This window comes from Thalassospira sp. Z349TD_5, assembly GCF_056173045.1.
Map to the genome: position 1 here is coordinate 2,518,663 of NZ_CM149654.1, position 13,811 is coordinate 2,532,473.

Consider the following 13,811-nt stretch of genomic DNA (forward strand, 5'->3'; position numbering starts at 1 on the left):
GTCGGTGTTAACAACCGTCAACACCCTGATTTTATTATTGTGTCAGCGCAGTTTAAACAGAACTTGGCGCGCTTCACAACCTGACCGATCGTCTATCCTCGGCTCCCCATTTGCAACCATCACATATCATCAGATACATGCCTGATTACCGATCAACTATCGACGGAAAGACTCAAAAAAACATTAACAATACAGAGGCCTATAGAAGAACCACCTAAAACTACACGCCCCGCCACGCCAGACCAGTCTTTCCGGCCTGTTTTAGACCACAGCACGTCCTCGTCGCCCAAAAGCCAGACAAAGAAAACGGGCGGCCCTGAAAGCCACCCGTTTTGGTAAATCGGCAAACAAACGTCAAAGATGCCGTTAGCTAACCCATGCAATGCGCAGGATGTTGGTTGCACCGGGTGTCCCAAACGGCACACCTGCGGTGATCACCAACGAATCCCCGACCTTGGCGAATTCTTCGCGCTGGGCAACTTCACATGCAATGCCAACCATTTCTGCGAAGTTCGTCGCATCACGGGTAAACACAGCATGCACACCCCAGCACAACGTCATCCGACGTGCTGTCTGGATTTTCGGCGTCAGGCCCAGAATTGGAACTTCCGGGCGCTCACGCGCGGCACGAAGCGACGTCGAACCCGACGTGGTATAGGTCACAACAGCCTTGGCACCAATGGTCCCGGCCACCTGACGGGCAGCAGCACTGATGGCATCAGGGGAATTGTGTTCCGGGTCAGGACGATTGGCATCGCGCAGACGATAATAAAGCTCGTCCTCTTCGACCCGGACCATAATACGGTCCATGATCGAAACGGTCTCAAGCGGATATTTACCCACCGCACTTTCCGCAGACAGCATCACCGCATCCGCACCATCATAAATAGCAGTGGCAACGTCGGAGGCTTCGGCACGGGTCGGGGTCGGGTTTGACACCATCGAGTCAAGCATCTGGGTCGCAACAATCACCGGCTTACCGGCTTCGCGGCAAGCCTTGATGATGCGTTTCTGCAAGATCGGCACGTCTTCTGGCGGGCATTCAACACCAAGGTCGCCACGGGCGACCATGATGATGTCCGACAGATCAACAATCTCGGCAAGGTGCTCAATCGCCTGCGGCTTTTCCAGTTTGGAAACGATGGCCGCACGGCCCTGAATGATTTTGCGGGCTTCGGCAACATCTTCAGGACGCTGAACGAATGACAGCGCCACAAAATCAACGCCCATTTCCAGACCGTAATCAAGATCGATACGGTCTTTTTCGGTCAACGGCGACATCGGCAACATGACGTCAGGCAGGTTAACGCCCTTACGGTTGGACAGCGGCCCACCGGTGATCACGGTACATTCTGCGGATTTATCGTCGCATTTTTCAACACGCATGCGCAGCTTGCCATCATCGAGCAAAAGGTTTGCGCCCGGTTTCAGGGCTGCGTAAACCTCGGGATGCGGCAGGGAAACGCGTTTTTTGTCGCCCGGCTTTTTGTCCATGTCGAATTTGAATGTATCACCAGCCGCAAGCTCGATCTGCTCATCGGCAAAGGTCCCGACGCGAATTTTAGGACCCTGAAGGTCCATCAAAACCCCGATCGGACGGCCGAGCTTGGATTCTACAGCGCGGATAGCTTCGAAACGTTTTTGGTGTTCTGCATGTTCACCATGCGAAAAATTCAGCCGGAAAACATCTACACCTGACTTTACGATCTTCTCCAGCATATCTGGATGAGAGCTCGCTGGCCCCAGGGTTGCGATGATTTTCGCCTTACGTTGACGGCGCATCGGCTAATACCTCTTGTTACTTGGGTTACACATGAGCCCTTCCGCTTCGGCCTGCATCTGCGGCGAGGCGTCAAGGCGTCCTGATCTTTTCTGGGGGTATCCCCTTAATAGTCAATAAGCCCCGCTTTGAACAGGGACTTTTCACTAAATGCCTTTACAAAAATGTGATTTTTCACTGGACAATTACAAGGAGCACCTTCTTAAAAGACCTGATAGCATGCGCAGCGCCGCGTAAATGTGACACGCTGATTAATCTGATACACCTTTGGCAACAGGGCCCCTTTTCATGAGCAAATGGCACCATCGCTTTCTTGGTCTTGCGGCACATATCGCAGACTGGTCAAAGGATCGCAGCACGCAGGTTGGTGCGGTTGTCATCGGCCCCAAAAAGGAAATTCGGGCTGTTGGCTATAACGGTTTTCCGCGCGGTGTCGATGACACAGTCGAACGTCGCCATCAACGCCCGGAAAAATACGCCTATACCGAACATGCCGAACGCAACGCCATTTACAATGCCAGTTATACCGGCACATCGCTTGATGGCTGTGCGCTGTATGTGACGCATTTCCCCTGCTGTGACTGCGCACGTGCGATCATTCAGGCGGGCATCGCCGAAGTTTTTGTCGACAAAAGCAAATTGACCGACGATTTTCTTGAACGTTGGGAACAGGATATGAAAATTTCGACCGAAATGTTCGAGGAATCGGGGGTTGCGGTACAGGTCATTGACGAAGAAGGCGCAACCGAACCCCTGAAATAAAACAGCCTCCCCCTTTACTCCGGGAACGACAGCCCAATATGATGGGCTGCTCTCTTGGGCACGAGCAAAAAACACAAGAAACTGAAACGTCATTTGTTCAATACCTTCAACTGTCTGCGCGTCAGTATTTGTCAGAATTCAGCTCGGTTTTCCGATCTGTTTGCGCTTGCTGGAAACCAGACAAAGGTATAAGGGTTTAAGACCAACAGCACACTAGGGGTTTGGTGCTGTTCCCCTGAACACCGACGCATTTCGTGATGATGCTCAGGAAGCAAGGCTGGATGAACGCAAAAATCGACTTTAGTAAAATCAGTTTTCTGATTGTAGACGGGGATAAGATTTCAGCACAGGTTGTGTATGATACCCTCGCATATCTTGGTGCCAGTCATATTCAGCGGGTTAAGAAGCCCAATGACGCCTTTGACGTGCTACGCCGCGAACAGATTGACATTGTTGTCTGCGAATGGCGGCTACGTGGTATGGACGGACTGGAATTCCTCGATGTCATGCGCAATTCGACCAACTCACCAAACCGCTTTATCCCCGTGATCATGCTGACCGCACATTCCGAAATGAAGTATGTGACGACAGCACGCGATCTTGGAATTACAGAATTTCTTGCAAAACCCTTCAATGCCAAGGCACTGTATAGTCGCTTGGTTTCGGTCATCGCGCGACCACGACGTTTCATTAATACCGGAACGTATTTTGGTCCCGATCGGCGCCGTCAACAGGTACAATTCGACGGCCCTGACCGAAGGGAACTGTAACGGATGACACATTATGACTGGGGAAGCGGAGCAATCGTGACACCAGAAGAACCGAAGAAAAAGAAAAACGTGCAGATCATTCCGGCTCAGACAGACCTGAAGCGGCGTGCTGTAAATTTCGTCAAGGGATTCGACATTAATTTGTCCCCCGAACAGCTCGAAGAACTCGAAAATGTTGTTCAGCGCAGCACAGAAACCTTTGTGCGCGACGTCGGCAAGGAACTTATGGATTGCCGCAAAATTGTCATCGGCGCGCTGGGCGATAAATCCAGGCGCCCGGAGGCTGTTGCGGCCTGCGGTGACCTTGCCTATTCGGTAAAGGCCCTTGGTGGCACGTTCCAGTATCCCCTGATGACCCAGATTGCAAAATCAATGGAAAGCTTCGTCGCGGACAGGACAACTGCAAACGAAAAACAGCTTCTTGTGTCGCAGCTTCATATTGATTCTCTCTATGTCATTCTGGCAAGCCGCGTCACCGGGTTTGGCACAACTGTGGAACAAGCCACCGTTGCCGCCCTGACCAAACTTGCCGAACGCTATGAGCTGCCGCGCGAATAACGATCCGGCGGACAAAGCCATATTGCCCCCCCTGACACGCGATCAATCATCTTACTGCACGCTATAAATAATTGTCTGGACTGACGCACCAGAAACGGCAAAGGCGCATTTCACGGGCCGGGTTAAACTTTTGCGCGAGACGGTAAAGAAAATTACTTTTCGCACTCAAAAAGCCCTTGCCACAGCGCACAGCCACTTATATAAACCGCGCCACACACCATGCGGGTGTAGCTCAGTTGGTTAGAGCGCCGGCCTGTCACGCCGGAGGCCGCGAGTTCAAGTCTCGTCACTCGCGCCATTCCCTCCCAATGGGAATGAAACAAAAAAGCACCACGGTTTTACCGCTGGTGCTTTTTTGTTTTTCAATGCCTGACGACGGTTCTTTGCAGCATTGATCACCTTCCGCACCAAATCCCCCTGCGCGCGTTCAAGACGACATCACATATGGTCGATCATGGCCTTTCATCCCCTGCAATAGCTTCCTTAATCCACGCAATTTGACCGTCAAAAACATACAAAATTCGCCACGCAAGTTTGACCCATAACACATTGAAACAAAGCAATATTTCCACGAAACCCCGGAACAAGACCTACAAGGTTCATTTTTTTGCAAAAAAGCCCTTGCCACAGCGCACTGCCGCTTATATAAACCGCGCCACACACCATGCGGGTGTAGCTCAGTTGGTTAGAGCGCCGGCCTGTCACGCCGGAGGCCGCGAGTTCAAGTCTCGTCACTCGCGCCATTCCCTCCCAATGGGAATGAAACAAAAAAGCACCTCGGTTTTTACCGCTGGTGCTTTTTTGTTTTTGGCCGATTTCATATGCCGGTTCACACCAAAAGTGTCGGCATTGTTTTTCTTTGAAATTTCGGCCAGAAAACACTTGCCAGCAGACAGCGGTATTTATATAAACCGCGCCACGCACCGCGCGGGTGTAGCTCAGTTGGTTAGAGCGCCGGCCTGTCACGCCGGAGGCCGCGAGTTCAAGTCTCGTCACTCGCGCCACTCTTTTTCAAGAGTGTGCAAAGTCGCTTTTCAAAAGCGGCTTTTTTTGTGTCTGAATCCCCCTTCCCGGCGGCCCTCATTTTTTACGTCAGTCCTTTACGGGCCCAAACGCCCAAAATTCACAACCGATACGCGAACACATCTGAATTCACACCGCCATTGCGTGGAATTTAGGCAATCCTGACCGTCTGGTCATTGATTAATCGTATAATTTATGCTCAGCTTCGCGGACAACAGACAACGATCTTGCAGGCCGCCCCACTTTCAGGTGATGTGAATTTTTCAGATACAGTTTCATGCTGGTGTCTGAAACACGCATTGCTCAGGCCTGCTGTCCCACAACAACAAAACGGGAGGCGCATCATGCGCAAATTTATTGCAGGGCTGGTCATGGGGACCGCGCTCATAACGACGCCATTGGCAGCACAGGCCGACACGCCGAAAAACGCGTTGGTCATGGCCTTCGCCATTGATGACATCATCACACTCGATCCGGCACAGATTTTCGAATTTTCCGGTGCCGAATATGCCGGTAACACCTATGACCGTCTGATCGGGTTCGATAATGATGACGTGTCAAAAATCTATGGCGTTCTGGCTGAAAGCTGGGACGTTTCCGAAGACGGTAAAACCTTCACCTTTAAAATGCGTGATGGCGTTGAATTCGCGTCGGGCAACGACCTGACTGCCGAAGATGCCGCCTTCTCGCTGCAACGTGTGATCCTGCTCGATCAGTCCCCGGCCTTTATTCTTGGTCAGTTCGGCCTTACCCCGGACAACGTCAAAGAAAAAATCCGTGCGACGGACGAGTCGACGCTGGTCATGGAACTCGACAAACCTTATGCGCCAAGCTTCGTTCTGTATTGCCTGACCGCAGGTGTCGGTGCAGTGATCGATAAGGAAGAAGTCCTTGCCCACGAAGTTGACGGCGATCTTGGTCATGAGTGGCTGAAAACCAACTATGCCGGCTCCGGCCCGTTCAAACTGAACAAATGGACCGCTGGTCAAAGCCTGAGCCTGACGGCGAACGAAGATTACTGGGATGGCGCACCTGAAATGAAGCGCGTCATCATCCGTAACGTCAAAGAAGCCGCTTCCCAGCAGCTCCTTCTGGAAAAAGGCGATATTGATATTGCCCGTAACCTCGAAGCCGATCAGTTGGCGTCGATCAAGGGTGACGACGACATCAAGTTGATGTCAAAGGGTAAAGGTGCACTTTGGTATCTTGGCCTGTCACAGAAAAACGAATATCTGTCCAATCCGAAGGTCCGCGAAGCCCTGAAATACCTTGTCGATTACACGGGTATTTCTGAAACCATCCTCGCAGGTCGTTCCCAGATCCATCAGGCATTCCTGCCTGAAGGTTTCCTTGGGGCCTATAACGAAAATCCCTATAGCCTGAACATCGAAAAAGCCAAGGAACTGTTGGCCGAAGCAGGCCTTCCCGATGGCTTCAGTGTCACCATGGATACCCGTAACACCACCGCAATCATGGCGATGGCACAGTCGATCCAGGCAACCTGGGCGCAGGCGGGCATCAATCTGGAAATCATTCCGGGCGATGGCAAACAGACCCTGACCAAATACCGCGCACGTCAGCACGATATCTATATCGGTCGCTGGGGCCCGGATTATCAGGATCCGCACACCAATGCATCGACCTTTGCATGGAACCCGGACAACTCCGACGATGCCGTTGCCAAACCGCTGGCATGGCGTAACGCTTGGGACGCTGGTCCCCTTACGGCTGAAACCGATGCCGCGACCCTTGAACGCGATGATGCGAAACGTGCAGCAATGTATGTTGACCTTCAGAAAAAAGTTCTCGAAAGCGGTCCGTTCGTTGTGATGTTCCAGGAAACTGAAATTGCGTCCATGCGCAAGAATGTGAACAACTTCGTCCTCGGTCCGTCGTTCGATAACAACTATTATCGTTTTGTCACCAAAGACTAAGGAGACAACGGTCGTAATGTCCGCTGTTACACGCAAAAACCGGGACGGGCGCACACGCGCCCGTCTCTTTTCCGGCAAGGCAGGAAGCCTTCTGCGCCTTGTTTTTTCGCTGGCCATTACATTCTTTGGTCTGCTTCTGGTCACATTCCTGATTGGCCGCGTTCTGCCAATTGATCCGGTTCTGGCCGCCGTTGGCGACCGTGCTCCGCAAGCCGTCTATGACCGCGTGCGCGAAGAAATGGGCCTTAACCTGCCACTTTGGCAGCAATTCTTTATTTATATTTCCAATATCCTTCAAGGCGATTTCGGTACGTCTGTTTTGACGTCGAACCCGGTCCTTGACGACATCAAGCGCGTTTTCCCCGCCACCCTTGAGCTTGCCACACTGGCAACCATCATTGGTGTCATTCTGGGGATACCGGCAGGTGTTTTTGCGGCCATCAACAAAGGAAAATGGCCTGATCATGTCGTCCGAGTAGTCGGTTTGGCAGGACATTCAATCCCTATTTTTTGGCTTGGCTTAATGGGGCTTCTGGTCTTTTACATGAAGCTTGACTGGGTAGCAGGCCCCGGCCGCCTTGATGCATTTTACGTCGATTTTATCGAACCCACTACGGGCCTGATGCTGGTTGATACCCTGATCGAAGGTGACATGGACCTGTTCTGGAATGCGGTGTCACACATTATTCTGCCCGCATCCATCCTTGCCTATTTCTCGCTGGCTTATATTGCCCGCATGACCCGATCGTTCATGCTTGAACAGCTCAGTCAGGAATACATCCTGACCGCACGGGTCAAAGGCATCTCCGAACATCGCATCATCTGGCGCCATGCGCTGGGCAACGTCATGGTCCCACTGGTCACCGTGATTGCCCTGTCATATGCCAACCTGCTCGAAGGGTCGGTTTTGACCGAAATCATCTTTGCCTGGCCCGGTCTTGGCCTGTACATCACCAATTCACTGCTCAATGCCGATATGAATGCGGTTCTGGGTGGAACTGTAGTCGTGGGGGCCGTCTTTATCAGCGTGAACATGTTGTCTGACGTGCTCTATCGCCTTCTCGATCCACGAGCCCGGAGATAACCCATGAACGCACAAACTTCCACCGTAAAACTGACGCTGAAACAATGGCTTACTGTGGATGCCCCGCAGTCACGTTTTCAGGCCAAATGTGGTCGTGTATGGCTCGGCTGGCTTAAGTTCTCTGAGAACAAGCTGGCTATGATTGGTCTGTCAATCGTCATCGGTCTAATCCTTGTCACCATATTTGCCCCTGTTTTAGCCCCTTACGATCCACTTGCCGCAGATTTGACCCAGCGCATTTTGCCGCCGGGTGCAGAGCACTGGTTTGGCACAGATCAGCTTGGCCGAGACATACTCTCACGCGTAATTTACGGCGCGCAATATACCTTGCTCATCGTAGGTCTGGTCGCCATCACTGCCGCCCCGCTTGGCCTTCTGGTCGGCACCGCTGCCGGTTTCTTTGGTGGCTGGATTGATGCGGTCTTGATGCGCATCACCGACGTTTTTCTGGCATTCCCGAAACTGATTTTGGCACTGGCCTTTGTTTCCGCACTCGGACCGGGGATTGAAAACGCGATTCTTGCCATCGCGATTACCGCGTGGCCGCCCTATGCCCGTATTGCACGCGCAGAAACCATCACAGTGCGCAAAGAAGACTATATCGAAGCGGCCCGTCTTCAGGGCACCTCGAACTTTGCCCTAATCATTGGTCACATCACACCGATGTGCATGAGCTCGCTCGTCGTGCGTGTCACCCTTGATATGGCGGGCATGATCCTGATTGCGGCTGGTCTTGGCTTCCTCGGTCTTGGCGCACAACCGCCCATGCCTGAATGGGGGGCAATGGTGTCTGATGGGCGTCAGTTCCTGCTTGAACAGTGGTGGGTTGCCACCTTACCTGGTGTTGCGATTTTGATTGTCAGTTTGGGCTTCAACCTTCTGGGTGATGGCCTGCGCGATGTTCTTGATCCACGCGGAGGGGATTGATCATGAGTTCCGAAACCCTTCTGACCGTCAAAAACCTTAAAGTCACGTTCAACACGCCAAAGGGCAAAGTCCATGCCGTACGCGGTGTGTCGTTTGACCTTGGTCGTGAGCGTCTTGGCATTGTTGGCGAATCCGGGTCGGGAAAATCCCAGACCGGACGCGCCATCCTTGGGCTGACGGCGGCAAACGGCGCCATAACGGCTGAAAAAATGCAGTTTCGCGATGTCGATCTTGCCAATCTGACGCCAAAGCAATGGCGCAAGGTGCGTGGTGCGCGCATTTCCATGATCATGCAGGACCCGAAATACTCGCTTAATCCTGTCATGACCATTGGCGATCAGATTATCGAGGCCTACCGCGAACACCATAAGGTCAACGCCAAGGAAGCCCGCCTTCGCGCCCTTGAAATGCTCGAAGCCGTCAAAATCCGTGACCCGGAACGGGTGTTTAATGCCTATCCGCACGAAACATCGGGCGGCATGGGACAACGCGTGATGATTGCCATGATGCTGATCCCCGATCCGGAATTGATCATTGCCGATGAACCGACATCGGCCCTTGATGTGACGGTACAGCTTCAGGTCATGGCAATTTTGGATGATCTGGTGCGCGACCGTGGCATGGCACTGATTTTCATCAGCCATGATTTGCAACTGATCTCAAGCTTCTGCGACCGGGTTCTGGTGATGTATCAGGGCCATGTTGTCGAAGAATTGCGGGCATCCGAACTGCACAATGCCAAACATCCCTATACCAAGGGCCTTTTGAACTGCTTGCCGAAAATGGATGGCGATCATTCCGATCTGCCGACCCTTGAACGCGAAGCAAGCTGGGCAGAGGGATAAATGGGGCAGGTTCCATGAACGTCATACAATTCTGTTTGACTAGAAGCGTTCAGACGGTGGGGATGATTGCGCAGGAGAGGCTCGCGCCCTCTGCAAGCAATCAGCCACTTTGGATGGATGCTTCTAGCCAAACCCTTCGGGCGCGGTTGAATTTCTTTGTAGCCGCGTCACAACACCTAAAAAACCACCCCAGGTTTCTGGCGGTATTGTTCCTAACCACAAAGAAATTCAACTGCGCAGAATGGATGAGGTTCAAGGAGCCTGCCCCAATATGATTGAAATCAGCAAACTCAACGCCTGGTTCGATGACAATCACGTGCTCAAAGACGTCGATATCAGCGTCCCCGCAAACGGATCATTTGGTCTGGTGGGCGAATCCGGGTCGGGTAAATCGACCGTCCTTCGCACCGTCACCGGCCTTGTCGATGACTGGGAAGGCACCATTACAGTCAAGGGTAAGAAACTTGGCCCCAAACGCGACAAGGATTTCTATCGCCTTGCACAAATGGTGTTTCAGGACCCGTTCGGCTCCCTGCATCCGCGCCACACCATTGACCGCATTCTGACCGAACCGGTCAATATTCACGGTCTGGGCAATTCCGATGCCCGCGTGGTTGAGGCCCTTACGCAGGTCGGGCTCGATAACGCGTTTCGGTTCCGCTACCCCCATCAGCTTTCCGGTGGACAGCGTCAGCGTGTGGCGATTGCGCGTGCGCTTATTCTTGAACCGAAAATCCTGCTGCTGGATGAACCGACATCGGCATTGGATGTGTCTATTCAGGCAGAAGTGCTCAATCTTCTGGGCCGGTTGCGCCGCGACCTTGGCCTGACCTATATCATGGTCAGCCACGATCTCGCCGTGGTGGCGCATATGTGTGACGATATCGCCATCATGAACCATGGCCGCATTGTTGAACGGGCCACCGCCGAACAACTTGCCGAAGGCACGCTCGAACACCCCTATTCCCAGCAACTTTATAAGGCGGCTGGCGGCTATGATCGTGCGGTTGTTGACACCTTTGTTGATTGGGACTGAACGGAGATACCATGACAAACGCCACCGCCAACAGCTTTGCAACGCCCTTCGCCACTTCCGACAGTAACCTCACCAATTACCAGCGCAAGCATATCCCGGCCTTCACCTGGGATGCGCATGCTTGCCTGCCGCTTGATGAAAAGACACCGATCAATCTGCTTGATACCTATGTCGCAGGCAAGATTGATTATGTCTGCGTCAATGTTGGCATGGATATGAACTCTGTTGCCCATATCCTGCGCGTGATTGCGGCCTTCCGCGCCAAAATCGCCGCCCATCCCGACAAATACATGCAGATCGAAAAGTTCGAAGACCTCGCCATCGCCAAATCCAAAGGCCTTCTGGGTGTAGGGTTCGACCTTGAAGGGTCCGTCATGCTGCAAGACATGCCCGACATGGTGCCGGTCTTTGCCAAGCTTGGCGTCAAGCAAATCCACTTTGCCTATAACCGCAACAATTCCGTCGCGGGCGGTTGCCATGATGTCGATATGCCGCTGACCGATCTTGGCCGCGAAATGGTCAAATCGGTCAATACCAGTGGCATGATCATGGATTGTTCGCACACCGGGCGTCAAAGCTCGCTCGATATCATGGCTGTTTCAACCAAACCCGTCGTGTTCAGCCACGCCAATCCCAAGGTGCTGGGCGGCCATGAACGCTGCATTGATGATGAACAGATCAAAGCCTGTGCAGATACCGGCGGGCTGATCGGCATCTGCGGGTTTCAGCGGTTTATCAAATCGCCCAATGCACCCGAAGTCCCCGATATGATCAAACATATCGACTATGCCGTAAAACTGGTCGGCATCGATCATGTCGGCATCGGCCTTGATACCATGCCGTCTGTTGCTGGATGTGACGATTTCCCTGACGGTATTGACCGTTCCTATTACTGGCCCGCCCAAAGCGGCTATGGCCCCGGTGCAGGCGGGGCTGCGGTGTTCGATCCGCGCAAACTCCCGGCCCTCGCCGATGCCCTGATCGCAACCGGCTATTCGCCCGATGATGTCGATAAAATCATGGGTGAAAACTTCATCCGCGTGGCGAAGGCCAGCTGGTAATCCGCATTTACCAAACAGGGGCAGCACACGTTCAGCCGATGTTGCCCCTTACGGTGCAGTGGCAGCATCGCCGATCTGTTCGGGCAGATTGATGGCAATCTCTTGCCCGCCAAACCCATGCACCAAATCACGTGCGCGCACTATCACCGATGTTATGCCGTTGGGGATCGCCACACCGGATAACGACCGGGTAAAGGGCTGCTCATTGACATGCGGGTGAGCCAGAATACGCTCGCCAAGCACCTTACCATCGGGCCCAATCACCTGCCACGCATCGGCATAATGATCCCATCCCGTATCGTCATGCGCCACCGTGACGAAAAACCGGTATGTCGCATCGCTCGTTTTGCTGGCTTCAACGCCAACCACATCGGCCTCCCCGGCATGACTGGACGCTGGGTCAACAAAAACCCCACCACACAAACCGAAAAATGCCCAAAGGACGATGCTTTTCGAATTCATCATGGCGGGGCTCCTGTTATTTATTGAAGCGTAGTAAACTCGACCGTTTCCTCTCACCTTTTTAGCAGGTGGTTCTTGTCTCACTTCTTACTTGAGAAAAAACGCTATGCTAAAAATCGCTTCCAAGTTTCGTTGCGTTCCCTTCGTGAACCCAACCAAATCGTGCACCTCCCGATCAGAAACTTCGCCACCTTCAGCATGCCGATCTAGTAAACCCTTGACCCGGGCATAATGCTCTTCAAGAGTAGCTACAAAGGTTGATACACCTTGCCTTAATGCATTTAGGTTTGACATGACATCTTGAGATACAGTTGCCCCAACTTTAAAGTCAGAGACTAAGGCCCGAACCAAGAGCATATCCAGTTTCATCGAATTCGTGTGAGCTAGCATTAACCCAATAGCATCCAATCTTAAAGATCGGTCAGCAGATTTGTCCGCAAACTTTCTCTTCCACTCATCATAACGCCGACTATCTTGGTGTCGCAAAGTTCGAGTGATGATTTGCCTAACAGATTTCAGACAGCTGCTGACATTCTCGCAGCTCACTTCTTCGTCTATCTCGAATATCAACTAGACGCTGAATCCAGAACAAACTCACAGCAAACAGCCCTGACAATACCGAACCTATCAGCGCTCCCCATCCACTATCGATGGAGCTGGGCATACTTAACCCGCGCACAGTCGCGTCCAGAATGTCGGTCGCAACTACAGCTGCAAAGACTGCACCAGTAAGAAAGCCGCACACGAGAAGAAGGAGTGAGTTTCTACTAAAACCGTTCATCGAAAAACCCCAGAACCATGTTGCAAATTCCGAGTTAAAGTAAGCACTTAAAATACCTATGCGATGGCTTCATCCTTGCGCACCGGCCGCGGGCGGCCTTCGGCATCAATGGCGACAAAGGTAAAGGTGGCTTCTGTTACCTTGATGCGCGGCGGCTGATTGCGGCGCAACACCCAGGATTCGAGATGCAGCACGACCGATGTTGTTCCGATCCGTTCGATATCACCATAGACACAGACAACATCACCAACATACACCGGACGCAGGAAAGTCATGGCATCCACGGCCACCGTGGCGATACGGCCTTCGGCAATCTGACTGGCCAGAACACCGCCGGCGATATCCATCTGCGACATCAGCCAGCCACCGAAAATATCCCCGCTGGGGTTGGTATCGGCGGGCATCGCAAGCGTTCGGGTACACAGATCGCCACGCGGCATCGTGTGTTCAGGCATTTGTGTGTTCTCGTTTTCTGTCGCCATCAGGCTAACTCCTGTTAGGGGTACGTTGCTCTTGCGTACCAATTTTTTTATTGGACCTCCCGGTCACGGTTTTCTGCGCCATGCCGCCTAAATTTTGGTCCCCACTCAAGACCACCGCTTGCATTGGACTTAAAAACACATTTTTATGGGTTCGATCTACCGACATATGGTACTCGTTTAGCGCCGAGGTATCCAACCTTAGAGTCCAACCAAAAGCGCCACCATGGAATTTTTGTTTGGGCTCGTGAATATCGATCAACAGATATGCGTTGCTGAGCCTTGTTTTAACACAAAGAAGAAGTGCGT

Annotated in this window: 12 protein-coding genes and 3 tRNA genes; 12 read left to right on the forward strand and 3 right to left on the reverse strand. The window is 52.6% G+C overall.

The window, feature by feature from the left end:
* Positions 1-366 precede the first annotated feature (366 nt).
* Positions 367-1,782, reverse strand: coding sequence for a pyruvate kinase (gene pyk / locus AC0VXT_RS11560; RefSeq protein WP_022730470.1), 1,416 nt, complete (start codon positions 1,780-1,782; stop codon positions 367-369).
* Between the two features lie 286 nt (positions 1,783-2,068).
* On the opposite strand from pyk, the gene AC0VXT_RS11565 reads away from it, so the two are divergent.
* The 12 genes from AC0VXT_RS11565 to AC0VXT_RS11620 all read left to right on the forward strand — a co-directional run bounded on the left by AC0VXT_RS11565 (position 2,069) and on the right by AC0VXT_RS11620 (position 11,780).
* Positions 2,069-2,542 carry a deoxycytidylate deaminase gene (locus AC0VXT_RS11565; protein ID WP_022730469.1) on the forward strand — a complete coding sequence of 158 codons (474 nt, stop codon included), beginning with the start codon at positions 2,069-2,071 and terminating at the stop codon, positions 2,540-2,542.
* Between the two features lie 281 nt (positions 2,543-2,823).
* Entirely contained in the window at positions 2,824-3,312 is a 489-nt protein-coding gene (locus AC0VXT_RS11570) for a response regulator (protein WP_475545562.1), read from the forward strand.
* Positions 3,313-3,315: 3 nt separating this feature from the next.
* Positions 3,316-3,870, forward strand: coding sequence for a transcriptional regulator (locus AC0VXT_RS11575; protein WP_101304588.1), 555 nt, complete (start codon positions 3,316-3,318; stop codon positions 3,868-3,870).
* A gap of 221 nt (positions 3,871-4,091) precedes the next feature.
* Positions 4,092-4,168 (forward strand) — tRNA-Asp (locus AC0VXT_RS11580).
* Between the two features lie 368 nt (positions 4,169-4,536).
* Positions 4,537-4,613 (forward strand) — tRNA-Asp (locus AC0VXT_RS11585).
* Positions 4,614-4,797: 184 nt separating this feature from the next.
* Positions 4,798-4,874, forward strand: a tRNA-Asp gene (locus AC0VXT_RS11590).
* 363 nt (positions 4,875-5,237) lie between these two features.
* Positions 5,238-6,827, forward strand: coding sequence for an ABC transporter substrate-binding protein (locus AC0VXT_RS11595; RefSeq protein WP_475545563.1), 1,590 nt, complete (start codon positions 5,238-5,240; stop codon positions 6,825-6,827).
* 16 nt (positions 6,828-6,843) lie between these two features.
* Positions 6,844-7,911: an ABC transporter permease gene (locus tag AC0VXT_RS11600; RefSeq protein WP_475545564.1), complete on the forward strand. Its 1,068-nt coding sequence runs from the start codon at positions 6,844-6,846 to the stop codon at positions 7,909-7,911.
* A 3-nt stretch (positions 7,912-7,914) separates the two neighbouring features.
* Positions 7,915-8,838 (forward strand): nickel transporter permease, encoded by a 924-nt coding sequence (nikC, locus tag AC0VXT_RS11605; protein ID WP_475545565.1) that lies wholly within the window; start codon positions 7,915-7,917, stop codon positions 8,836-8,838.
* A gap of 2 nt (positions 8,839-8,840) precedes the next feature.
* On the forward strand, positions 8,841-9,683 hold the full coding sequence (locus AC0VXT_RS11610; RefSeq protein WP_475545566.1) for an ABC transporter ATP-binding protein: 843 nt from the start codon (positions 8,841-8,843) through the stop codon (positions 9,681-9,683).
* A gap of 271 nt (positions 9,684-9,954) precedes the next feature.
* Positions 9,955-10,719, forward strand: coding sequence for an ABC transporter ATP-binding protein (locus AC0VXT_RS11615; RefSeq protein ID WP_101304584.1), 765 nt, complete (start codon positions 9,955-9,957; stop codon positions 10,717-10,719).
* 11 nt (positions 10,720-10,730) lie between these two features.
* Positions 10,731-11,780: a dipeptidase gene (locus AC0VXT_RS11620; protein WP_475545567.1), complete on the forward strand. Its 1,050-nt coding sequence runs from the start codon at positions 10,731-10,733 to the stop codon at positions 11,778-11,780.
* 48 nt (positions 11,781-11,828) lie between these two features.
* Here the strand turns inward: AC0VXT_RS11620 and AC0VXT_RS11625 are convergent, their stop codons facing one another.
* Positions 11,829-12,245: a hypothetical protein gene (locus AC0VXT_RS11625; protein ID WP_475545568.1), complete on the reverse strand. Its 417-nt coding sequence runs from the start codon at positions 12,243-12,245 to the stop codon at positions 11,829-11,831.
* Positions 12,246-13,079: 834 nt separating this feature from the next.
* Positions 13,080-13,505, reverse strand: coding sequence for an acyl-CoA thioesterase (locus tag AC0VXT_RS11630; RefSeq protein WP_475545569.1), 426 nt, complete (start codon positions 13,503-13,505; stop codon positions 13,080-13,082).
* Positions 13,506-13,811 lie beyond the last annotated feature (306 nt).